Below are 22,269 nucleotides of genomic sequence, written 5' to 3' on the forward strand. Positions count from 1 at the left end.
CCGTCTCAACGAGTCGTCTCAAATATCCAGTCGATTGCGCCAATACCGCACGGTCAGCCAGTGCGGCAACGGCTTGCCTGCTTCCATCCGATCCAGATAGTGGCGCCCGCCCAACTGTCTGCTCTGGCGCTGAATCCAGTTGGCGCGGCGCAGGGCGTGGGGCGGTGGGCTGGCCGCGTCCCAGTTGAGCGGGCTGGGCAGCACCGCAGCCAGTTGCGCGGCCTGCTGGCTGGACAGATAGCTGGCGCCGATTCCAAAGTGGTGGCGTGACGCGGCTTCTACGCCGTAGACGCCCTTGTCCCACTCGGCGATATTCAGGTACATCTCCAGAATCCGCTGTTTGGGCCAGAGCAGTTCAATGCCGGCGGTAAACCAGACCTCCAGCCCCTTGCGCAGATAGCTGCGGCCTGACCAGAGGAACAGGTTCTTCGCTACCTGCTGGCTGATGGTGCTGGCGCCGCGCAGATTGCCGCCCTGCATGTTATGTTCGACGGCGGCGCGAATGGCCTTGAGGTCAAAGCCGTAGTGGTCGGCAAAGCGCTGGTCTTCTGCGGCGATCACCGCCATTTTCATGCTGTCGGGGATCTGCTCGTACGGTCGCCATTGGTACTGGCGGCGGTAGTCGGCGTCGTCACGCTGGCTGATCCAGCGCTCGACCATCAGCATCGAGCCGGGCGCAGGCACCCAGCGCAACACCAGCACGGGCAGCAGGCTGAGCAGGGCGACAATCAGGAGCCACTTGGCGGTCTTGCGCAATATGAGTTTGAACATGGGAGTCCGGCCAGTGATTTGGTCCGGAGTATAAACCGAGGGGGCAAAGCATGGCCAAATGGCTGCTGTTACTGGCATCACTGAGTGGTTTCACCGGCGTAGCACTGGGCGCGTTTGCTGCCCACGGGCTGCGCGGCAAACTGTCCGAGAACATGCTGAATGTATTTCAGACCGGCGTGAGCTATCAGCTGTGGCACACCATGGCGCTGATCGGGGTGGCGCTGCTGCTGCTTCGCAGCCCGGACAGCACTTTGCTCAAAGCCACTGGTGTGCTCTTTGCGCTGGGTATCGTGCTGTTTTCCGGCAGTCTCTATCTGCTGACGCTCAGCGGCATCGGCAAGCTGGGCATGATTACTCCGCTCGGCGGCGTGCTCTGGCTGGTGGCCTGGCTGTGCCTGGGGCTAGCGGTCTGGCGCACGCTCTGATCCGCCGTGGTCAGCGGGTGGCAAAGGGCGTTATCATAGCGCCCTTGTCGCCGGTCAACATTGACCGCGCTGAGCTGCCCTATTATCTCCATCCGTCGTTGCCGAGCCGCCCATGCAGATTCATTTGAACGGTGAGCCCTATCACCTCGACCAGCCGCTTACCCTGACTGAGCTGATCGCCCGCCTGGGGCTGACCGGCAAGCGTCTGGCGGTTGAGCTGAACCTCGATATCGTGCCGCGTAGTCAGCACGCCGAAACCCGTCTGGCCGAAGGGGATCGGGTGGAGATCGTGCATGCCATCGGTGGCGGCTAACCCAACCCTTCGCTGGAGAACCTGATGACTGATATGACCCAGGATGCGCTGGAAATCGCTGGCGTTCGCTACCGTTCACGTCTGCTGGTCGGCACTGGCAAGTACAAGGACCTGGACGAGACCGGCCGCTCGATCGAAGCCTCGGGCGCCGAGATCGTGACCGTTGCCATTCGCCGCACCAACATCGGCCAGAATCCGGACGAGCCCAACCTGCTGGATGTTGTACCGCCGGATCGCTACACCATCCTGCCGAACACCGCTGGCTGCTATACCGCTGAAGAGGCGGTGCGCACCTGCCGGCTGGCCCGTGAACTGCTGGACGGACACAAGCTGGTCAAGCTGGAAGTGTTGGCCGACCAGAAGACCCTGTTCCCGAACGTGGTTGAAACCCTCAAAGCCGCCGAAGTGCTGATCAAGGACGGCTTCGACGTCATGGTCTACACCAGCGATGACCCGATCATCGCCCGCGAGCTGGCGGCCATGGGCTGCGTTGCGGTCATGCCGCTGGCCGGCCTGATCGGCTCCGGCATGGGCATCTGCAACCCCTGGAACCTGCGCATCATTCTGGAAGAAGCCACCGTGCCGGTGCTGGTGGATGCTGGGGTTGGTACCGCCTCCGACGCGACCATCGCGATGGAGCTGGGCTGCGCCGGTGTGCTGATGAACAGTGCGATTGCCCACGCCGATCAGCCGGTGCTGATGGCTCAGGCCATGCACCACGCTGTGGTGGCCGGTCGCGCTGCCTATCTGGCTGGTCGCATGCCGCGCAAGCTGTACGCCTCGGCCTCATCGCCGCTGGACGGCACCCTGCGCTGAGCAGGCTATCCTTCTGTCAGGCGCCCCGCGGGGCGCCGTCTCATTCGAATCATTACCGAGCTGCCCATGTCTGATACTCCTGAACTGCCCGAAAGCGCAGACACCCCGAACCCCGATAGCCCTCCGCGTCGCGCCATTCGCAGTTTTGTCATGCGTGCCGGCCGCATGACCGAAGGTCAGCAGAAGGGGATTGATCAGGGCTGGCCGCGTTTCGGCCTGACACTGGACCAGGGCATGCTCGATCTGGATGCCCTGTTTGGTCGCAGTGCGCCGCGCACGCTGGAGATCGGCTTTGGCATGGGCCACTCGCTGCTGGAAATGGCAGCGGCCGCGCCCGAGCAGGATTTTATTGGTATTGAGGTGCACCGCCCTGGCGTCGGAGCGCTGCTCAACGGTCTGCTGACCAGCGGCCTGAGCAACGTGCGGGTATTTGATTGCGATGCGATCGAAGTGCTCAACCGCTGCATTCCGGACGGCAGCCTGGATCGTCTGTTGCTGTTCTTCCCGGACCCCTGGCACAAGAAGAAGCACAACAAGCGCCGCATTGTGCAGCCGGCCTTTGCCGAGCAGGTGCGTCGCAAGCTGAAAGTTGGGGGCGTGTTCCACATGGCCACCGACTGGGAGCACTACGCCGAGCACATGCTTGAAGTGATGAGTGCCGCCCCCGGTTATCGTAACCAGGCCGGTGATGCCGGTTACGTACCGCGCCCGGAAGAGCGCCCGGTGACCAAGTTCGAGCGGCGCGGCGAGCGTCTGGGCCACGGCGTCTGGGATCTCAAGTTCGAGCGGGTCGACTGAGCCCACGGTTGCCCGCGACTTTCGCCTGACTGGGTCCCCGCCTGCGCGGGGATGACGAGGAGTGGGCAGGCCTGGTGCTATAACGGCAGCCTTATGCGTTGCCCGGGATGGCCCGCTCGACCTTCCCGGTGGAGGCGATGTATACGCAGGTTTGGCGACGCTTCCGCATCAAGCGGTTCCGTGGCACCTATGTCAGACGCCCCAGCCGTCTTACCGCCGCACCCACAACTCAACCCGCCCATTGCGTCGCGCACCACTTTCCCCGCCTGCCGAGCCCACCGGCATGTAGTGCCCGTACCCCACATAGCCTTGCACCTGCACATCCATTTCCCGCAGTGCCTTGGCCGCAGACAGGGCTCGCAACTCAGAGATCATTTGCGCGCGCAGTTCGTGGTTCTGCTGGTCAGCAAAACCGATCAGCATCAGGTCTCGGCCGGTTCTGCCGGTGTCGGCAAGGTATTGCTGGACGCGCTGCAGGTCGCGCAGGGCCTTGTTATCCAGCTGGGTGTGTCCCTCGGCAAAGCGCAGGTTCACCGACAGGCGCTGGTAGTGCTGGGTCAGCCGCTTGAAGGTATCGGGCACACTGGCATCCGGCGGTAGATCGACGGCAAAGGGCGTCTGCGAGAAGAATCCGGACTCGGCCACAATCGCCTGCCCGGCCTGGCTCTGAGCATATTCGATGAACTGCTGGGCCAGCGGCTTGCCGGTGTCTGCGGCGGTATACAGGTATAGCCGACGGGCCAGCGGATAGTCTTCGGTGGCGACCGACAGTTTGCTTGGCTTGAGCGCCGGTGCAGTGCCGTCGGCAATCGCCAGCAGCTTGCTGTTACCGGCCGAGGCAAAACCGGCAAAGCCGATGCCGGAGGGATCGCTGCTCACATCACTCGACAAGGCATCGTTTGACTCGTAACGGCGTGCGCTTGAGGTCAGGCTGTAGCGGCCGGCCAGTACCAGCTCCTTGAAGGTATCCCAGGTGCCCGACTGTTCGTCGCGGGCATAGATATGAATCGGTCGATCCGGGCCACCAACGGCTGCCCAGTTGCTAATTTCGCCAGCAAAAATGCGCGCTAGGGTATCGATGTCCAGCCGCTCAACCGGGTTGGACGGGTGTACCAGAATCGCCAGTCCGTCAATCGCAATCACGTGTTCACTGGCGGGGCTGGTCATGTCGGCGCGCGCCGACATAGCGGCGTTTTCGCTGTCCTTGACCCGTCGTGAAGCGGCCCAGATGTCCGCCTGGTTGGCTGCCAGTGCGGTAAACCCGGTGCTGGAGCCGTGCGCTGCGACCAGCACCGTCAGCGGCTTGCCGTCATGGGTGGTGGACAGAATCGTCTCGTTGGCTACCCCGGTCGGCTGGGCGCTGACGGCATTGCCGGTCAACTGCTGCAGAAAGCCGGTCATCAGCATCGGCGCCAGAGCCGCGCCGATGGTATTGGAGCCGTGAATCTCCAGTGCGTGGGCGCTGACCAGACCGGGCAGCAGGGCAAGCGAGAGCCACAGGTGGTGAAGACGGCGACGAACCGAGTGCATGATGGACCTCATTCATCTGACAGCGGGGTGCAGGGCTGCCAGAGTGCGACAGACAGATGACACTCAGGTTACGATCAACCAGTTGCCGGCTCGACCTGTCGAATACGTCACAGCGCACGGCTGGGTTGGTTGCTCAGTCCATGTCCAGCACGGACCGGTTACGGCCGTCATTTTTGGCGCGATAGAGCGCCTGGTCCGCGCGTTTGAGCAGGCTTTGCTCGGTATCAGTCGAGCTGAGCATGGCAACGCCAATGCTGACGGTGACCAAGATAGTGTGGCCTGCGTGCTGAATTGGAGTGGCAGCCACGCTGAGGCGTAGGCGCTCAGCGAGAACCATAGCGCCTTCTGCTTCACAGTCTGGTAGCAATACCACGAACTCCTCGCCGCCGTAGCGGCAGATACGGTCCGAACTGCGTACGCTATTCCGCGCCCGTTCCACAAACTCACGCAGGACTGCATCTCCGGCGTCGTGGCCGTAGTTGTCGTTCACGCGCTTGAAGTGGTCCAGGTCGATCAGCAGTACCGAGATCGCTGCCGCGCTACGCCGGGCTCTGGCGTATTCTGCGCTCAGTAGCTCAAACAGGTAGCGGCGGTTATAGGCGCCGGTAAGCGGGTCGGTGCTGGCCTGCGCGGTTAGCTGCTTGTTGGCGACCATCAGTTCCTGTGTGCGCTGGGCAACCTTGAGCTCCAGCTCAGCGTTGGCCTGCGCCAGGTCGTTGAACAGCCGCCGACGTTCGACAAAGGCTTGCACCATGCCTGCAACCCACGGGCGCCAGAGCGGCGGCACCTCGGGAGGATCGGGCGGAGTATTATCCGCGGTTTTGGCTACGTATTCGGCCACACTGATGGTTGGCGCTACAAACCTGCGCCAAAGGACGATGTTGGCCAGTGCGCCGCCAATCACCAGGATTAGCGCCAGCAGCAGCTGTGGCATGAACGACGCGACTACCCTTTCGGTGATCGCGTTGCGTGGCAGGAGAAAAAGCACCGTCCAGTGGGGGTTATTCAACTGGTCCACCAGCATCAGATTGTCATGCTGGACTGAGCCGCCGAGCTGCTTTACCCCGTCTGGCGTGCCCGACAACATGGGCAGCAGCGTGCTCAGTGACGTGATCTCGGAGTGGCTTTGGATGGTTTGGTCGCGCCTCGCCAGCACCTGGTCGTAGGCGTTGGCGACCAGCAGCGTGCCATCCTGATCGGGGAAGTTGCGTAGTTCCTCATGCAGGAAGTTGAGCAGTACATCGACTGCGACGACCCCAACGAAATCATCACCCCAGTAGACCGGCTGCGCATGGGAGACCATCAGGCCAGCACCGACCTGATCCAGGTAGGCGGGAGTCCAGAACGCCTGGCGCTGTGGATTGTTGGCAGGCAGGGCCATTCTGGTAAGGTCGTAATTCTGCCATGAGCTGTGCAGAAAGGTCGGGATATCGGGCGATTCGCCCAGCATCTCAGCACTGGATGCCCACGGAGTCAGCGCTAGTAAGTCCTCACTGGCGGAAAAGAAATAGGTCCAGCGCAGAAAGGGCGAGGTGGCCTGGCTACTGCCCATGCGGTCGAGCAACGATATCGCCAGGTCCAGATGCGACACACCGTGAGTGGCGTCTACCTGCTGCACTGAATTCAAGCCAATTAGCTGTCCCAAGCGCTCCTGCGCCGGCAGATTGCCACGCTGATCCAGGGTGAACGTGCCCTGCTCGGACTGCCGGATTGCCTGCTCCACCGAACGGCGCAATCCGGCACTGCCCGGATAGGGTGCGTGCTGGGGGAACGTGTTTGCCCAGCTCACAGCCTGCGAGACGGTGTCGTTGGCGGCCTTGATCATGGCCTGCAGGCGTATGGCCGTTTCGTCTACCCGCTGTTGGGCGATGGCTATTTCGACGGCTTCCTCCTGCTTCCAGCCGACCCAGACTGTCAGGCCAACGATGCTCAGAAATATGAACGACCCCAGCAGCATCAGGGTTCGGTAGTAACGAGAGAGGCGGTGTATCGGGGAGCGTGCCAAGCGTGTTCTTATCCTTTTCGGGGGCGCACCTTATGGATAGAGTAGTCCAGCCCGCTCGCTTCGGTGAACGTGAGGTCTCGTAGCCAGTGCTGCCCGATCTACTGACAGCATCTGCGGCGCACGCGATCTGGTCATCATTGGCAAAACTTGTGGCGCCAGCAGCCTGCCTATAACGTTCATAATGAAGAGATGCATTTGACGACGCAGAACCGATCGACGTGACACCCGCCTACGACCCCAAAACCCTGCTTATGCTGGCCTGCCTGCTGACCGGCGTGATAGGCATCATGCTTCTGTTGCTGGGTCGCGCGAGCACACCACGTATTCCAGGCGTTCGCTGCTGGGCGACGGGGTCGCTGCTGATGGCACTGTCGGGCATGCTGATTGTCCTGCGTGGTGTGGGGCCGCAATGGCTCACATATACTGTCGAGAACACCGCAGCGATGCTGGCCTACACCCTCTACTGGATTGGCAGCGCCAGGTATTTCGGTCGGCAGCCGCAGCTCAAGGGCTGGGTCGTGCTGTTTTTAGTGGCCTGGATCGGGCAGGTCTACTTTACCCATGTCGAAGAAAGCGTGCGGGGACGTTACCTTAGCTTAACCGGCTACGTGTTCGCTGCCAGCCTTATGCATACCATCGTGTTTGCGCAAGAGCTACGCTGCGGCAGAGGCGCCTGGAGGCAACGCGGGCTGGGTTTGCCCTTCACCGGTTTCTGGGTCGCGTTCTCGACACTGGTGTTTGGTGCCCGCTGGCTGCACGCCATCTTCCAGCCGCAGGATGGGCAGGGCTTGCTCGATGTGTCCTGGTTGCAGGCGCTCTACCTTGGCACCTTCGCCTTCGGCCTGGTGATCGTTAACATCGGTTTCCTGTTGCTCATGTCCGAATGCATCCGAAGCCGCTTTGAAGACCTGGCCATGACCGATACGCTTACCGGCGTGCGCAGTCGTCGAGCGGTGGTGGGAGCCGCCAGCGACCTGCTCCAGCGCAGCAGGCGGAGCGGCAAGCCCTATTCGGTGCTGTCGCTCGACCTGGATCATTTCAAAGCGATCAACGACCAGTTCGGCCATCAGTGCGGTGACCGCGTGTTGGAGGCATTCTGCCGGCACATGGAGGATGCCATGCGACAGGCTGATGTGCTCGGCAGGGTAGGTGGCGAGGAATTTATCGTACTGCTGCCGGCAACCACCGTGGCTCAGGCCGGTGAGCTGGCTGAGCGGTTGCTGCTGGCCGCGAGGACCAGCGAGCCGGGCTTGCCCGACATCACGGTCAGCATCGGCTTCACCGAGTGGCGGCCGGATGACCCGTCCATCGAAGCGTTGCTCAGCCGCGCAGACCGCGCGCTGTATGCTGCCAAGGCCGCTGGCCGCAATCGGGCCATGCCCGGTTAATACAGGTTGCGCAGGTCGTGCTTGACCACTGCATCCACCACCAGCGTGGTGGCCTTGCCGAGCAGGCCGCGGCCGTTCATGTGCTCGGACAGCATTTTCGAGAATGCCGGTATCGCCCTCTCGGGAAGGTGGGTCGCCGCATCCCATAGCCCGGCACTGACCAGTTCGGGGCAGTGCTGAAAGCGATAGCGCTCTACCTCCAGCACGGTCGCTACCTTGGGCGCTTTGTTGTTCACCGCCAATGGCTTCAGTGTCTCTGGGTCGCTGGTGACCCAGGCCTGACCTGCGATCGACAGCACCGTGCTGTTGCCGGGCTGGATCAGCGACAGTCGCAGTGCACCGTCGGCAATGATATTGGTCAGAGTGCAGGCCACCTTGTTGCCGGGGCGTTCGGGGATCAGCAGGGTGCCGGGGCCAAGGGACTGCACAAAACCTTCAGGGTCACCGCGTGGGGACAGCTCGGTATGCTCGCCCTGCTGGGTCAGCATCAACAGATACGGCGCCTTTGCGACAAAGGCTAGGGCGCGCTCGCTCAGGGCGTCGCCTTCCTCCGCGACGAAGGGCTGGTCAGGGCCGCGCACCCGCCAGAAATCCGCCCGCACCTTGGCGCGCGAGCAATGCAGAAACAGCGCGTCGGCCTGAAACGTCAGCACGTCACCGGTCGTATTCGGCTGCAGCACGCAGCGGCCATTGGCGCGCAGACTGAAGCCCACGCCGGGCAGGAAGAAATACAGGCTGCAGGCCAGCCCCGCCGGTGGCAGGGTCGGCTGCGGTTTGCCCGCAGGCCAGGGCAAGACAATGGTGTGTCCTTCGGCCTGCAGCACCGGATGGTTGCGCAGGTCCAGATAGGTCACATCCAGCGCGTCTTCGATAAAGCCGACCGCACAGACCGAGGCGTGGCGGATGATGGTCAGGCAGTAGTCGTCCAGTTCGCGTTGCAGGCGCTTGTGCATCATTGCCGGTGGCGAGGGGATCAGCTCCCGCAGCTTGCTCAGCGAATCAACCTGGTGTTCGTGCATCGCATGTTCCTCGTTAGATCGGGTCAGTCGATGCTAGGCAGCGGGCGCTGGGCAGACCATTGCAGCGGCGCTCAAATAGTCTGGCTTTTGGTTGCACGTTGGTGCTGGTACGGCAGCGGGTGGACCGGTAGAGTCGTGGCAGGAGAGTCCTCAGGAGCGAGGCAAAATGGGCAAGCACACCAGCGTATCGGCCGTGGCGGTACTCGATCTGCACGACCTGCTGCTGGAGTTGAACGTGGTCAGCGCGCAGCAATTGCGCGGCGCCGGCATCTACCGTGAAAAGCTGCTCAATCAGCGCACCAACGCCGCGCCGCTGCAGGAGCAGCGGGCCAGCGAGACCCTGCTGCTTATACTCTGGCAGCTGGCCGAGCGTCACGGCACACGGCCCGAGCTTGGACTGATCATCGGACAGCACTACAACCCGGCTGCCCACGGCGTGCTCGCCAGCTGGTTGCGACACTGCCGCCGTGCCGACGAAGCGCTTGCGGTATTCCAGCGCAACATCGCGCTGATGAACCCCACGGAACACTGGACGCTGACCGAAGGCAAACGCGCGCTGACGCTGACAGTTGAATTCGCCCCCGACCGCGCCTACCCCCAGATCGCGGTAGAGCGTAGCCTCAGCGCTCTGCTGCGCTGGTCAGCCGAAATGACCGGCACCAGCGTGACCCCGCTCAGCTGCGAACTGATGCGCCCGCGTCCGCAGCAGATTGAGTCCTTCGAGCAACTGCTCGGGCGCAACCTGTGTTTCAACGCCAGCCGCAACAGTCTGCAACTGCCGCGCAGTTTCCTGGATACGCCGATCACTGGCGCCAATGACTATCTGCGGCAGATGCTCCAGGCGCGCGCGCTGGATACCCTGCAGCAGGTCGAGCAGTGCAACAGCCTGAGCCGCACGGTCAGCCAGTGTATTCGCCAGAGTTTGCCTAACAACCTCAGCCTCGATCGCATCTGCGCCCAACTGCACATGAGCCGCCAGACCCTCTACCGGCACCTGAAACAGGAAGGCACCAGCTACACCGAACTGGTCAACCAGATACGTAGGGAGCTAGCCCAGGCTCTGATAGAGCAGGGCCTGACCATGGAGCGGGTAAGCGAGCAGTTGGGGTTTAAGGATGCGAGTACGTTTTATCGGGCTTGCAGGCGTTGGTATCGGGCGGAGCCGACAGCGCGCACAGCAAAGATTAATCTGCACGATCGTGCGGATTAATGTTGAGATTGATCGGCGGAGTGCTGAATCCTCACGCTCATGAGGTTTTCTGCTATCTGCCATCCACCCCACCAATACCCTCACATACGCCACGGTAACTCAACTGGTTACCGTGACTGGCCGGTTCTACACTGGGCGGCATTTGAACAAACAGGAAGAGCCCCAATGACGTACGAGACCCTCGATTATCAGGTGGAGGACGGTGTCCTCACGCTGACGCTGAACCGTCCCGACCGCATGAATGCCTTTAACGGCCTGATGCGTCGTGAGCTGATTGCGGCCTTTGATGCTGCCGATGCCGATGATGCGGTGCGTGTGGTGATCATGACCGGTGCGGGCCGTGCGTTCTGTGCCGGTGCGGACCTGGAGAAGGGCGGTGATACCTTCAACCGTCACAAGCGTCAGGATCAGCCCGAGGGTGATGACCTGCGTGATGGCGGCGGTACTGTCTCGCTGCGTATCTACGAGTGCCTCAAGCCGGTCATCGTTGCCTTTAATGGCGCGGCTGTCGGCGTGGGCGTGACCATGAGTCTGCCTGCTGACATTCGTATGGCCTCGACCAACGCCAAGTTCGGTTTCGTGTTTGCCCGTCGTGGCATCACCATGGAAGCCTGCTCCAGCTGGTTCCTGCCGCGCCTCGTCGGCCCGATGCAGGCGGCCGAGTGGGTCTATACCGGCCGTGTCTTCAGCGCCGAAGAAGCGCTCAAGGGCGGTCTGCTGCGCAGCGTCCACGAGCCTGATGAACTGCTGCCGGCCGCGCGCGAGCTGGCCCGTGAGATTGCCGACAACACTTCTGCCATGTCCGCCGCGCTGAACCGTCAGCTGCTGTGGCGCATGATGGCGGCGGATCATCCGATGGAAGCGCATATCATCGATTCCCGCGCGATTGCCTTTATGGGTGAGTCCGAAGATGCGAAAGAGGGAGTCAGTTCGTTCCTGGAGAAGCGTGCGCCGCAGTTCAAGTTGCGTCCGAGCACGGACAAGCCTGCGTTTTTCCCATGGTGGGAAGAGCGCAAGTTCCGATAAAAGCTACCTGCGTTGGCATTGCTGCGTTGAAGCAAAGGCCAAAAATGCTCACTTACTCTTTGTAAGGTCGGGCGCGACTCCGATCGCTTTTTGGTCTTCACTTCGCCTTGCACTGCCTGCCTCGGTGACGCTTTAACTGCCGGTCGGAAGCGCGACGCGTTACCGACCGGATACGACGCCCGCGCACGTTCTGTGTGCGGGCGTTTCAGTGTTAGGCTTTGGCCTTTTCTACCCAATGGGAGCTGTTGCCATGAGTCGTCACTTTGAATCCGCCCCGGGCCTGTGCGAGAGCCGCGATCCGGCTACCGAGGGCTTTGTCTTCAACCAGACCATGCTGCGCATCAAGGACCCTGAGCCGACGCTGGATTTCTATACCCGCGTGATGGGGATGACGCTGGTGAAGAAGCTGGATTTTCCGGCGGCCAAGTTCAGCCTGTATTTTCTGGCCGCGGTCGACAGTAACGCGCTCGACACCTGGTCTGACGATCCGGTCGAGCGCACCCACCAGACCTTCGGTCGTCCGGCCATGCTGGAGCTGACCCACAATTGGGGCACCGAAGGCGATCCGGAATTCAGTTATCACAACGGCAACGAAGATCCACGCGGCTTTGGCCATATCGGCTTTGCTGTGCCGGATCTGGAGGCGGCTTGCGCGCGCTTTGAGGAGCTGGGTGTGTCCTTCGTGAAGCGCCCGCAGGACGGCAAGATGCACAACATCGCCTTTATCCGTGACCCGGATGGCTACTGGATCGAGATCTTTGCGCCGGGTGGGATGGCGTAATCGGTATCGTGGGGGCACTGCATGCCGTGCCCAGTCTGCCGGGGGGGGCTTGGCGGGAAGAGGGATCGTGCAGACGTGAAGACGGTATCTACGGGAAGTGCGCACCCTCCAGCGTCCCCTGCTGGGTGCGTTTGTCGTATTCGCGGTCGTCGATAGCAAGCTGTTCCAGCAGGCGGCGGCCGGTGGCGTTGGCGGCTTGTTGCAGTTGCTCGCAGGAGGCCGCGGGCGGCAGGTTTTGAATTGCCTGTTCGATCTGTCTGGCGGCGTTCATTGCCAACTCTACATGACCATCATGATGCAGCTGCAGGGCAAGCAGGTAGCTGTCCCATTGTGCCTGTACGCTGGCGGTGCGCTGCGGGTCGGGCTGCAGTTGCGGTATGTAGGCGGTGATGCTGACGTCTGTGGTCGCTTCGGTGATGCGGCACTGACCGGGCGTGGACTCCCAGCGGAAGTTCCAGTTGACCCGGTTGGCGCTGTGCTGGCGGTTGCGGTTCAGGCTGGCGCGGATGGTGTCGACGGTGGCGCCACTGACATCAAAACTCTCCACCCGGCTCTGCAGGCGGGGCTCGGCGCTGCTCGGGCCTGCCGCCAGCAGCAGCGGACCAAGCAGCAGCGGCAACAGCCACCGGCGGCGCATCAGATCGGGTCCATCAGCCGCTCAAGGGCGGCGCGGCAGCAGTTGGGGATCGGGAAGGCGGTATTGCTGGCGCGGTCGACGAATACGTGGACGAAGCGGCCCGCCGCGCAGGCTTCTTCACGGCCCTGTTTGAACACGGCCAGTTCGTAATGCACCGAGCTGCTGCCCAGGCGCGCGACCTTGACGCCAATCTCGATGGCGTCAGGAAAGGCGATGGGCGCGAAGTAGTCGCAGTTGGAGCTGACCACAAAGGCGACCTGATCGCCGGTATGGATATCCAGCCCGCCTTCGGCGATCAGCCAGCTGTTTACCGCGCTGTCGAAGTAGCTGTAGTAGGTCACGTTGTTGACGTGGCCATAGATGTCGTTGTCGTGCCAGCGGGTGGTGATGGCGTGCAGGTAGGGGTAATCGCTGCGCGTGGGCTTGCTCGTACTCATAAATGCTCCGCTTGGCTCAGTAAGCCTTGTTGTAGATGGCCAGCGCGTCCGCTTCGGTGACCTCGCGTGGGTTGTTGACCAGCAGACGCTGCTGCAGCATGGCGTCCTTGGCCAGCATTTCCAGTTTGTCTTTCGGTACGCCAGCGTCGCGCAGACGGCTCGGCAGGCCACAGCGCGGGCTCAGCTCAGCCAGTGCGCTGATCATCTGGGCGGTAAGGCTGTCGGCGTCACCGGCAACCAGTCCGGGGCCGACGATCAGTGGTGCCAGCTCGGCATACAGCGGCGCGGCAGCCGGAGCGTTGAATTCAACGACAGTTGGCAGCACCAGCGCGTTCGACAGGCCGTGGGGAATGTGGAAGTGACCGCCTAGCGGGTAGGCCAGCGCGTGGACCGCAGCGACCGGCGCGTTGGCGAAGGCCTGACCGGCGAGCAGGGCGCCGAGCAGCATGGCCTGACGGGCTTCGCGGTTCTGACCGTCCTGCACCACCGCATCCAGGTTGCCGGCCAGCAGGCGCAGGGCCTCGCGGGCGAGCATGTCGGACAGCGGGTTCTTCTTCAGTTTGCTGGTGTAGGCCTCGATGGCGTGCACCATGGCGTCGATGCCGGTGGCGGCGGTGACGTGGGCGGGCAGGCCGAGGGTCAGGTCGGCATCCAGCAGGGCCAGATCCGGCAGCAGAATCGGTGACACCACGCCCATCTTGGTAGTAGCGCCGGTGGTGATGATCGCGATCTGGGTCACTTCCGAGCCGGTGCCGGCGGTAGTCGGTACCTGAATCAGCGGCAGGCGCTGGCCGCGGGCATTGCCGACGCCGTAGATGTCCTGCAGGGTCTGCGTGCAGCTCGGATGCGCGAGCAGGGCAACCAGCTTGGCCACGTCCATCGAGCTGCCGCCGCCGAAGCCGATGATCAGCTCGGCCTGCATGGCCTTGGCCTGCTCAACGGCCGCCAGGACCACGGACTCCGGCGGATCGGCCTCGACCTGATCGAATACCTCAACGGCAATGCCAGCGCTGCTCAGGGTCGGCACTACGCCGCTGAGCAGGCCGATCTTGGTGATGCCGGGGTCGGTGACAATCAGCACGCGGTGGGCGTCGCGGACCTTGCACAGCTCGCCGAGCTGGCTGGCGGAACCGGATTCGCAGAGGATCTGCGCGGTGGTGGCAAAGCTGAAGGGATTCATCGGGCCTCCGGGTTGGGTGCGGGTTCGATCTGCTGCGTGCCCGTGGGCCGCGGTTGTTGTGTGGTCGTCGCCGGGTAGTCACCGGCTGGCGAGATCGAAATCAGTTTCCAGACTGAGTCAATTCTGCTGACTGTACGTTCATGCGGCAAGGGCTATTGATGTTACCGATGGTAATTTACAGCGCGGCAGGGCGGGAGAGGCGAATTTCAACTCGGCCTTCCCAAGCGGCCTAGAGGAACATCTCCAGCAAGTCGTTGAGGAACAGTCGGCCGCGTTCGGTCGGGCGTAGCTGCTGGCCCCAGGGCTCGAGCAGGCCCTTGGCTTCGGCCTGGTTCAGGGTGTCGGCGATCTGCTCCAGCGACTGGCCGGTGCGCTCGGCGTACCAGGCGCTGGGCACACCATCGACCAGCCGCAGGGCGTTCATCAGAAAATCGAACGGCAGCTCGTCTGCGTCCAGCGTCTTGCTGCCGGCCAGATAGGCCTTGTCCGGGCTCAGGTAGTCCTTGGGCAAGCGGGTTTTCCAGTAGCGCTGTACCTGGCCGCTGGCGTTGGTCAGCTTGCCGTGGGCGCCGGCGCCCAGGCCGAGAAAGTCGCCGTACTGCCAGTAGTTCAGGTTATGGCGGGCACGGCGGCCGTCACGAGCATAGGCAGAAATCTCGTACTGGGCGTAGCCGCCAGCGGCCAGGCGCTGCAACCCGGCTTCCTGAATCGACCAGAGAATGTCTTCCTCGGGCAGCGTGGGCGGGCGCGAGTAAAACACGGTGTTCGGCTCCAGCGTCAGCTGATACCAGGACAGGTGCTCAGGCGCGAGCGCCATAGCCTGATCCAGATCGGCCATCGCCTGGGCGTGCTCCTGATTCGGCAGGCCATGCATCAGGTCGAGGTTAAGGTTGTCGAAGCCGGCGCGGCGCGCCATGTCCACCGCGCCGAGGGCTTCGCGGTCATCATGGATACGGCCCAGCGCCTTCAGGTGTTCGGGGTTGAAGCTCTGGATGCCGATCGACAGGCGGTTGATGCCGGCCAGACGGTAGTCGCGAAACTTGGCCTGCTCAAAGGTGCCGGGGTTGGCTTCGAGGGTGATTTCGATATCGTCTGCGAACGGCACGCGCTGATTCAGCGCCTGCAGGAAGCGATCCAGCACGGCGGCCGAGAACAGACTCGGCGTGCCGCCACCGAAGAAAATCGACGTTAGCGGCCGGGCGGGCAAGCTGTCGAGCAAGCGCAGATCCTGTTCCAGATCCTCGATCAGAGCGTCAACGTACTCGGTTTCCGGCAGGGCATCGTGACTGGTGTGCGAGTTGAAGTCACAGTAGGGACACTTCTTTACGCACCAGGGGATGTGGATGTACGCCGCCAGGGGCGGCGGCTGCAAGCCACAAGACGGGGGCGTTGCCCCCTCAAGCTGCAAGCGGTCCGTGCTGGCGTTTGGGTTTGCTTGCCGCTTGCCGCTTGCCGCTTGTGGCTTCACAGGCCCAGCCTGGTCTTCAACAGCGCCATGGCGCGGGCGCGGTGGCTGAGCTGGTTCTTCTCTTGCGGACTGAGTTCGGCGCTGGAGCAATCGCGCTCCGGTACCCAGAACAGCGGGTCATAGCCAAAACCGTGCTCGCCGCTGGCGGCGTGCAGGATGCGCCCTTCCCAGGCACCTTCGCAGATCAGCGGGATCGGGTCTTCGGCGTGGCGCAGCAGTGCCAGTGCGCAGATAAATTGGGCGCCGCGCTCGGTGTCCGGTACGTCCTTCAGCGCTTCAAGCAGCTTGGCGTTGTTGGCGGCGTCGCCGCCACCGCCTGCGTAGCGGGCAGAGTAGATGCCGGGCGCGCCGCCGAGGGCATCGACCGCGAGACCGGAGTCGTCGGCCAGCGCCGGCAGGCCCGAGGCGCGGGCGGCGTGACGCGCCTTGATCAGCGCGTTTTCGACGAAGGTCAGCCCGGTTTCCTCGGCTTCGATATCGGTGAAATCGCTTTGCGGGCGGACGGTGATGCTGTCACCCAGCATGGCCTGGAGTTCAGCAAGCTTGCCCTTGTTGTTGCTGGCGAGCACTAACTCACTGAAGGGCAGGGCAGTTTTATTGGTCATCGGGGAAGAATTCCTGCTGGAAGCTCAGGCTGTGCACCATGGCGCCTTCTTCGGCTTGAATATCGACCTTGAACAGCAAGATGCCGCGCTGGGTGGCGGTGTAGTTGGCGACAAAGTAGATGGCGTCGCCTTCCTGAATGCGCTTGAAGTCGAGGGTTGTCGGCTGGCCGATCAGGCTGCGTACTTCGCCCTTAAGGATAGCGTCGACCGCGCTGCCGTCGGCGCGCTGCACGGCGACGTTGAGCACACCGTGGGTCGGGCCACGCTTGAGGCCAGCGTTGGCGGCGATGTCGGGTTGCAGCAGACTGCTGTTGAATACGTTGTGGTAGACCACCAGATCACCGAAGCGGGTGGGCTCGGGACCGGCGAAGACGTTGAGGCTGAGCAGCATCAGGCTCAGCAGGCAGAGACGACGAAACATGGCAGTTCTCCTCAAAAGTGGACTAGCGGCTGACCCGGTAGATCGCGACTTCACCCAGCAGGTTGGGCCACAGACCACTCAACCAGCTGCTCTGGTGGGTCTGGTCGACCACCAGACGGTCCAGCACCTTGATGTTGCGCTCACGGCACAGCTGCTCGAAGTCCTTGAAGGTACAAAAATGGATGTTTGGAGTGTTGTACCAAGTGTAGGGCATGAACTCGGACACCGGCATGCGGCCCTTGGTGCCCAGATACCAGCGGCAGCGCCAGTGGGCAAAGTTGGGGAAGGTCAGGATGCCTTCGTGACCGATGCGCAGCATGTCTTCCAGCACCCGGTCAGGGTAATGCATGGCCTGCAGCGACTGGGTCATGACCACGGTGTCGAAGCTGTTGTCTTCGAAGTTGTCGAGGCTTTCGTCAAGGTTCTGCTCCATCACGTTGACGCCGTGACGGATACAGCTGCTGATCTTGTCCGGGTCGATTTCCAGGCCGTAGCCCTGCACCTGCTTATGGTCGCGCAGGTGGCGCAGCAACTGGCCCTCGCCGCAGCCCAGGTCGAGTACCCGGCTGCCCGGGCGAATCCATTGCTGGATGATCTCAAGGTCGGCGCGCAGGTTCATTGGCTCACCTCGATGCGGTTCATGTAGCCACTCAGGGCCTCGATGTAGCGGGGAATCGGTAGCAGGAAGGCGTCGTGGCCCTGGGCTGCTTCGATCTCCAGATAGGAGACGTCCTTGCGGGCGGCCAGCAGGCCGTCAACCAGCTCGCGCGAGCGCGCCGGTGAAAAGCGCCAGTCGGTGGTAAAGGACATCACTAGGCAGCGCGCCTTGAGGCCTGCCAGGGTGCGCGCCAGGTCACCGCCGTTGGCTGCCGCCGGGTCAAAGTAGTCCAGCGCCTTGGTCATCAGCAGATAGGTGTTGGCGTCAAAGCGGCCGGAGAACTCCTGCCCTTGATAACGCAGGTAGCTTTCCACCTCGAACTCGACGCTGGTGAGGTCGTAGTTGAGCTGATCGGAGCGCAGATCGCGGCCGAATTTGGCGCCCATCGAGTCATCCGACAGGTAGGTAATGTGGCCGACCATGCGCGCCAGCATCAGGCCGCGCTTGGGGATCACGCCAAAGGCGGCGTAGTCGCCGTTGTGGAAGTCCGGGTCAGTGATGATCGCCTGCCGGGCCACTTCGTTGAAGGCGATGTTCTGCGCCGACAGCTTGGGCGCGGTGGCAATGGCCACGCAGTGGCGGACGCGCTCCGGGTAGCTGATTGCCCACTGCAGCGCCTGCATACCGCCAAGGCTGCCGCCGACTACCGCAGCCCACTGCTGAATGCCCAGCACGTCGGCCAGCCGAGCCTGACTGTGGACCCAGTCTTCAACGGTCAGTACCGGGAAGCTGGCGCCGTAGCTCTTGCCGGTTTCCGGGTTGATGCTGGAGGGGCCGGTGGAGCCATGGCAGCCGCCGAGGTTGTTCAGGCTGACGACGAAGAAGCGATTGGTGTCGATGGCCTTGCCGGGGCCAATGCAGTTGTCCCACCAGCCTGGCTTGCGGTCATCGACGCTGTGGTAGCCGGCGGCGTGGTGATGGCCGGACAGGGCGTGGCAGACCAGCACCGCGTTGCTGGCGCTGGCGTTGAGTTCACCGTAGGTCTCGTAGACCAGCTCGTAGCTGTTCAGCGGCTTGCCGCAGGCCAGGGGCAGAGGGTCGGTGAAGGTCTGGCGCTGGGGGGTGACCAGGCCGACGGAGTCAGCAGGTAGTCTGGACATCGGTAACCTGTTCCTGTGTCGCTTGGCCGAACTTCGCAGGAGGGTTGCTCCGGGGTGCTGCAGGCAGGCGAAGGGCCAATAATAGAGGCGCCAGTCTAAAGAGGGCGTTGGTCCGGTGCAACATTCAGCCGCGGCTGATAGCCAGATCCTCGGGCAGTTGCTGCGGTTGTTTGATCAACATACGTTTCTGCCGGCTGGTCTGACCGCTGAGCAGGCTGACCTGCTGGCGGCTGACCGCAAAGGCATCGGCGAGAAAACGGATCAGCGCGTCGTTAGCCTTGCCGTCGACGGGCGGTGCGCTGATGCGGATTTTCAACCGTTCGCCATGCTGGCCGGCAAACTCGGCGCGCTTGGCGCCGGGCTGCAGATGGCAGTCGAGGACCAAGTCCTCGCCCTGCCAGTAGTAGAAGGCCACGATCCGGCTTACAACGCCAGCGTCAGGCCGCGTGGCATGCTGGCCGCGGCCGCCAGATTGGCGATCACCAACATGTCGAACAGCCGAATGGCGATAAAGGCAAAGATCGGTGACAGGTCCAGCCCGCCAAGCGCCGGCAGAATTCTGCGGATCGGTGCGAGCAGCGGCTCGCACAGCTGGTTGATCAGTAACACTGCCGGGTTGTAGCTGCCCTGGGCAACCCATGACAGGATCACACTGATGATCAGCACAAAGAAGAAGATCTTGGCGAACAGCGCGAGGATGCCAATGGCCGACCAGGCGACCAGCAGGACAATGTTCGGCAGCGCGTAGCCCATCAGTACGATGATCAGCACCATCAGCACCAGTTGAATCACCAGCGCAAGGACCAGCGAAGCGAAGTCCAGCCCGCCGTAACCGGGAATGATCCGGCGCAGCGGCATCAACAGCGGCTTGGTGGCGCGGACGATGAACTGCGAGATCGGGTTATAGAAATCGGCGCGGACCAGCTGGAGCAGAAAGCGCAGCAGCACCACTAGTAGGTAGAGATTGCCGAGGGTTTGCAGCAGGTAGATGGCGGCCGTATTCAGGCTGTTCATGGGCAGTCAATCCTCAGGCGAGCTCGCGGGACATTTCGGCTGCGCGGTCGGCGCAGGCCTGCATGGCGTCGTCGACCATCTTCGGCAGCCCCTGGCTGCGGAAGGTCTCGATGGCGCGTTCGGTGGTGCCGTTCGGCGAGCAAACGCGGCGGCGCAGCTCGGCCACGTCGACGTCGCTGTGCACGGCCATGTCGGCGGCACCCAGGCCGGTGAACAGAGCCAGGCGCTCGGCGGTGTCACGTGGCAGGCCGAGTTTTTCGCCCGCGTCGATCATCGCTTCCATCAGATAGAAGAAGTAGGCCGGACCGCTACCGGACACCGCAGTGACGGCGTCGATCAGTTTTTCTTCCTCCAGCCAGACACTGATACCGACCGCGTTGAGGATGCTTTCGGCCTGCTCGCGCTGCTCGTCGCTGACCGCGGCGTTGGCATACAGGCCGCTGACGCCCTGGCCACGCAGTGACGGTGTGTTGGGCATGCAGCGGACGATGGCGGTACCGGCGCCAAGCCAGTTTTCCAGGCTGCCGCAGGTGATGCCGGCGGCAATTGATATGATCAGTTGGCCCGGCTTGCGGCTGCGCGGCAGTGCGCGGCAGACGTCCTGCATGACCTGCGGCTTGACTGCCAGCAGGAGGATGTCGCACTCGGCAGCGAGCACTGCGTTGTCGGTCGCGGTGCGAATGTGGAACTGACGTTCCAGAGCGGCGCACTGCTCGGCCTTGGTGTCGCTGGCGATCAGGTTTGCCGGCTTGACGTTCTTCTGCAGCATGCCGCCGATCAGGCTGGTAGCCATGTTGCCAGCGCCGATAAAGCCGATTACGGGTGCAGTCATGTGGGAAACCTCGTTCTGCATGCGTTAGGAGTGGGGGTACTGGCGCTGCCCGAACAGGGCGGTGCCGATACGCACAATGGTGGCACCTTCCTGTACCGCTTCGGTCAGGTCATCGCTCATGCCCATCGACAGCGTGTCGAGTTCCAGCGGCAGGCTTTGTGCTGCCTGGCGCAGTGCCGCCAGCGGCGCGCGGCGTGCTTCGCTGGTCTCGGCCGGGGCCGGAATCGCCATCAGCCCGCGTAGCCGAATGCGTGGCAGCGCAGCGACCGCCGCAGCCAGCTCCGGCAGCTCGGCCAGCGAGACGCCGGATTTGCTGTCCTCGGCGCTGATGTTCACCTGCAGGCAGACATTCAACGGCGGCAGATGTTCCGGGCGCTGATCAGAGAGGCGCTGGGCGATCTTCAGGCGATCGACGCTGTGCACCCAGTCGAAGTGTTCGGCGATGGGGCGGGTCTTGTTGGATTGAATGGGGCCGATGAAGTGCCAGCACAAGGGCAGATCACCCAGCTCGGCCATCTTGTCCAGGGCTTCCTGCAGATAGTTCTCGCCGATATCCTTCAGCCCTGCGGCCCAGGCGTCGCGAATGGCGCTGGCTGGGCGAGTCTTGCTGACTGCCAGCAGGGTAACCGCCTCGGCTGGGCGCCCGGCTGCCTCAGCAGCCCGCCGGATGCGCTCACGAACGTTTGCAATATTCTCTGCTATCGTGGACATTACGGACGTTAATACCTTGCCAATGGAATAGACACTGCGGGCATTCTACATGCATGCAGGTTGTTATGGGGAACCCTATGGATATTACCGAGCTGTTAGCCTTCAGCGCTAAACAGGGCGCGTCGGACTTGCACCTGTCGGCAGGACTGCCGCCCATGATCCGTGTTGACGGCGACGTGCGCCGGATCAACGTACCGGCGATGGAGCACAAGCAGGTTCATGCGCTGATCTACGACATCATGAATGACAAGCAGCGCAAGGACTATGAGGAGTTTCTGGAAACCGACTTCTCGTTCGAGGTTCCCGGTGTGGCCCGCTTCCGGGTCAATGCGTTCAACCAGAATCGTGGCGCAGGCGCCGTATTCCGGACCATTCCTTCCAAGGTACTGACCATGGAAGATCTGGGCATGGGCGATGTGTTCAAGAAAATTTCCGATGTGCCGCGCGGTCTGGTGCTGGTCACCGGCCCGACCGGTTCGGGCAAGTCGACCAGTCTCGCGGCCATGCTCGACTATCTCAACTCCACCAAGTATCACCACATCCTGACCATTGAAGACCCGATCGAATTTGTTCACGAGTCGAAGAAGTGTCTGGTCAACCAGCGTGAAGTACACCGTGACACACTTGGCTTTGCCGAAGCGTTGCGCTCGGCACTGCGGGAAGACCCGGATATTATCCTGGTTGGTGAGATGCGTGACTTGGAAACCATCCGTTTGGCGCTGACTGCGGCAGAAACCGGTCACCTGGTGTTCGGCACCCTGCACACCACGTCGGCCGCGAAGACCATTGACCGTATCGTCGACGTGTTCCCCGGTGAAGAAAAAGCGATGGTGCGCTCGATGCTGTCCGAGTCACTACAGGCGGTTGTCTCTCAGACCCTGCTGAAGAAGATCGGCGGCGGTCGGGTGGCTGCCCACGAAATCATGATCGGTACCCCGGCGATCCGTAACCTGATCCGTGAAGACAAGATCGCGCAGATGTACTCGGCGATCCAGACCGGTGGCAACCTCGGCATGCAGACCCTCGACATGTGTCTGAAGTCGTTGGTCGCCAAGGGGCTGGTCAGCAAGGAAAGCGCGCGTGAAAAGGCCAAGGTCGCTGACGGGTTCTGAGTTCAACAATAG

General features: G+C 62.6%; 25 protein-coding genes. 9 read left to right on the plus strand and 16 right to left on the minus strand.

Going from position 1 to position 22,269, the window contains the following annotated elements:
• Positions 1-18: 18 nt before the first annotated feature.
• Positions 19-771, minus strand: coding sequence for a monofunctional biosynthetic peptidoglycan transglycosylase (gene mtgA / locus ACKPCU_RS03510; RefSeq protein ID WP_321349948.1), 753 nt, complete (start codon positions 769-771; stop codon positions 19-21).
• A gap of 50 nt (positions 772-821) precedes the next feature.
• On the opposite strand from mtgA, the gene ACKPCU_RS03515 reads away from it, so the two are divergent.
• From ACKPCU_RS03515 to trmB, 4 genes are all read left to right on the plus strand, one after another.
• Positions 822-1,196, plus strand: coding sequence for a DUF423 domain-containing protein (locus ACKPCU_RS03515; RefSeq protein ID WP_088276021.1), 375 nt, complete (start codon positions 822-824; stop codon positions 1,194-1,196).
• Between the two features lie 112 nt (positions 1,197-1,308).
• Entirely contained in the window at positions 1,309-1,509 is a 201-nt protein-coding gene (thiS, locus tag ACKPCU_RS03520) for a sulfur carrier protein ThiS (RefSeq protein WP_088276023.1), read from the plus strand.
• A 24-nt stretch (positions 1,510-1,533) separates the two neighbouring features.
• The gene (locus ACKPCU_RS03525) at positions 1,534-2,325 is read left to right on the plus strand and encodes a thiazole synthase (RefSeq protein WP_321349953.1); all 792 of its coding nucleotides are present in this window, start codon (positions 1,534-1,536) and stop codon (positions 2,323-2,325) included.
• Positions 2,326-2,391: 66 nt separating this feature from the next.
• Positions 2,392-3,123: a tRNA (guanosine(46)-N7)-methyltransferase TrmB gene (trmB, locus tag ACKPCU_RS03530; protein ID WP_104736542.1), complete on the plus strand. Its 732-nt coding sequence runs from the start codon at positions 2,392-2,394 to the stop codon at positions 3,121-3,123.
• A gap of 210 nt (positions 3,124-3,333) precedes the next feature.
• Here trmB and ACKPCU_RS03535 read toward each other — a convergent pair whose 3' ends face one another.
• Together ACKPCU_RS03535 and ACKPCU_RS03540 are read right to left on the minus strand one after the other, a co-directional pair.
• Positions 3,334-4,653: a substrate-binding domain-containing protein gene (locus ACKPCU_RS03535; RefSeq protein ID WP_321349955.1), complete on the minus strand. Its 1,320-nt coding sequence runs from the start codon at positions 4,651-4,653 to the stop codon at positions 3,334-3,336.
• A 133-nt stretch (positions 4,654-4,786) separates the two neighbouring features.
• On the minus strand, positions 4,787-6,658 hold the full coding sequence (locus ACKPCU_RS03540; protein WP_321349957.1) for a sensor domain-containing diguanylate cyclase: 1,872 nt from the start codon (positions 6,656-6,658) through the stop codon (positions 4,787-4,789).
• 218 nt (positions 6,659-6,876) lie between these two features.
• Between ACKPCU_RS03540 and ACKPCU_RS03545 the strand changes: the two genes are divergently transcribed.
• Positions 6,877-8,046, plus strand: a complete 1,170-nt coding sequence (locus ACKPCU_RS03545) for a GGDEF domain-containing protein (protein WP_321349959.1) — start codon at positions 6,877-6,879, stop codon at positions 8,044-8,046.
• Here ACKPCU_RS03545 and ACKPCU_RS03550 read toward each other — a convergent pair.
• The gene (locus ACKPCU_RS03550; RefSeq protein ID WP_321349961.1) at positions 8,043-9,065 is read right to left on the minus strand and encodes a PNPOx family protein; all 1,023 of its coding nucleotides are present in this window, start codon (positions 9,063-9,065) and stop codon (positions 8,043-8,045) included. The genes ACKPCU_RS03545 and ACKPCU_RS03550 overlap by 4 nt on opposite strands.
• 166 nt (positions 9,066-9,231) lie before the next feature.
• Between ACKPCU_RS03550 and ACKPCU_RS03555 the strand changes: the two genes are divergently transcribed.
• The 3 genes from ACKPCU_RS03555 (at position 9,232) to gloA (ending at position 12,082) form a co-directional block, all read left to right on the plus strand.
• Positions 9,232-10,275, plus strand: a complete 1,044-nt coding sequence (locus ACKPCU_RS03555) for an AraC family transcriptional regulator (protein ID WP_321349962.1) — start codon at positions 9,232-9,234, stop codon at positions 10,273-10,275.
• 165 nt (positions 10,276-10,440) lie between these two features.
• Positions 10,441-11,301: a crotonase/enoyl-CoA hydratase family protein gene (locus tag ACKPCU_RS03560; protein WP_321349964.1), complete on the plus strand. Its 861-nt coding sequence runs from the start codon at positions 10,441-10,443 to the stop codon at positions 11,299-11,301.
• A 250-nt stretch (positions 11,302-11,551) separates the two neighbouring features.
• On the plus strand, positions 11,552-12,082 hold the full coding sequence (gloA, locus tag ACKPCU_RS03565) for a lactoylglutathione lyase (protein ID WP_321349966.1): 531 nt from the start codon (positions 11,552-11,554) through the stop codon (positions 12,080-12,082).
• 88 nt (positions 12,083-12,170) lie between these two features.
• On the opposite strand, the gene ACKPCU_RS03570 is transcribed toward gloA, so the two are convergent.
• The 12 genes from ACKPCU_RS03570 to ACKPCU_RS03625 all read right to left on the minus strand — a co-directional run bounded on the left by ACKPCU_RS03570 (position 12,171) and on the right by ACKPCU_RS03625 (position 21,145).
• Positions 12,171-12,719, minus strand: coding sequence for a DUF922 domain-containing protein (locus tag ACKPCU_RS03570; RefSeq protein ID WP_321349968.1), 549 nt, complete (start codon positions 12,717-12,719; stop codon positions 12,171-12,173).
• A complete protein-coding gene (locus tag ACKPCU_RS03575) occupies positions 12,719-13,156 on the minus strand; it encodes an acyl-CoA thioesterase (protein ID WP_321349969.1) in 438 nt (145 codons plus the stop codon). The genes ACKPCU_RS03570 and ACKPCU_RS03575 overlap by 1 nt, the downstream gene beginning before the upstream one ends.
• Before the next feature lie 16 nt (positions 13,157-13,172).
• Positions 13,173-14,336, minus strand: coding sequence for an iron-containing alcohol dehydrogenase (locus tag ACKPCU_RS03580; protein ID WP_321349971.1), 1,164 nt, complete (start codon positions 14,334-14,336; stop codon positions 13,173-13,175).
• A gap of 229 nt (positions 14,337-14,565) precedes the next feature.
• Positions 14,566-15,744, minus strand: coding sequence for a radical SAM family heme chaperone HemW (hemW, locus tag ACKPCU_RS03585; protein ID WP_321351727.1), 1,179 nt, complete (start codon positions 15,742-15,744; stop codon positions 14,566-14,568).
• Between the two features lie 56 nt (positions 15,745-15,800).
• Positions 15,801-16,409 carry an RdgB/HAM1 family non-canonical purine NTP pyrophosphatase gene (gene rdgB, locus ACKPCU_RS03590; RefSeq protein WP_321349973.1) on the minus strand — a complete coding sequence of 203 codons (609 nt, stop codon included), beginning with the start codon at positions 16,407-16,409 and terminating at the stop codon, positions 15,801-15,803.
• Complete coding sequence (locus tag ACKPCU_RS03595; RefSeq protein ID WP_321349974.1) at positions 16,399-16,830, minus strand: DUF4426 domain-containing protein; 432 nt, start codon at positions 16,828-16,830, stop codon at positions 16,399-16,401. Before ACKPCU_RS03595 ends, rdgB begins: the two co-directional genes overlap by 11 nt.
• A 22-nt stretch (positions 16,831-16,852) precedes the next feature.
• The gene (metW, locus tag ACKPCU_RS03600) at positions 16,853-17,443 is read right to left on the minus strand and encodes a methionine biosynthesis protein MetW (protein ID WP_321351729.1); all 591 of its coding nucleotides are present in this window, start codon (positions 17,441-17,443) and stop codon (positions 16,853-16,855) included.
• A gap of 2 nt (positions 17,444-17,445) precedes the next feature.
• The gene (gene metX / locus ACKPCU_RS03605; RefSeq protein ID WP_104736529.1) at positions 17,446-18,588 is read right to left on the minus strand and encodes a homoserine O-succinyltransferase MetX; all 1,143 of its coding nucleotides are present in this window, start codon (positions 18,586-18,588) and stop codon (positions 17,446-17,448) included.
• A 124-nt stretch (positions 18,589-18,712) separates the two neighbouring features.
• Positions 18,713-19,003 carry a DUF167 family protein gene (locus ACKPCU_RS03610; RefSeq protein ID WP_104736528.1) on the minus strand — a complete coding sequence of 97 codons (291 nt, stop codon included), beginning with the start codon at positions 19,001-19,003 and terminating at the stop codon, positions 18,713-18,715.
• An 8-nt stretch (positions 19,004-19,011) separates the two neighbouring features.
• Positions 19,012-19,602 (minus strand): YggT family protein, encoded by a 591-nt coding sequence (locus ACKPCU_RS03615; RefSeq protein ID WP_321349978.1) that lies wholly within the window; start codon positions 19,600-19,602, stop codon positions 19,012-19,014.
• A gap of 13 nt (positions 19,603-19,615) precedes the next feature.
• Positions 19,616-20,434 carry a pyrroline-5-carboxylate reductase gene (gene proC / locus ACKPCU_RS03620; RefSeq protein WP_321349980.1) on the minus strand — a complete coding sequence of 273 codons (819 nt, stop codon included), beginning with the start codon at positions 20,432-20,434 and terminating at the stop codon, positions 19,616-19,618.
• A 24-nt stretch (positions 20,435-20,458) separates the two neighbouring features.
• Entirely contained in the window at positions 20,459-21,145 is a 687-nt protein-coding gene (locus ACKPCU_RS03625) for a YggS family pyridoxal phosphate-dependent enzyme (protein ID WP_321349981.1), read from the minus strand.
• 77 nt (positions 21,146-21,222) lie between these two features.
• Between ACKPCU_RS03625 and ACKPCU_RS03630 the strand changes: the two genes are divergently transcribed.
• Positions 21,223-22,257, plus strand: a complete 1,035-nt coding sequence (locus ACKPCU_RS03630) for a type IV pilus twitching motility protein PilT (RefSeq protein WP_104736524.1) — start codon at positions 21,223-21,225, stop codon at positions 22,255-22,257.
• Positions 22,258-22,269: the final 12 nt, after the last annotated feature.

The organism is Halopseudomonas oceani (genome assembly GCF_963677335.1).
Classification (GTDB): domain Bacteria; phylum Pseudomonadota; class Gammaproteobacteria; order Pseudomonadales; family Pseudomonadaceae; genus Halopseudomonas; species Halopseudomonas oceani.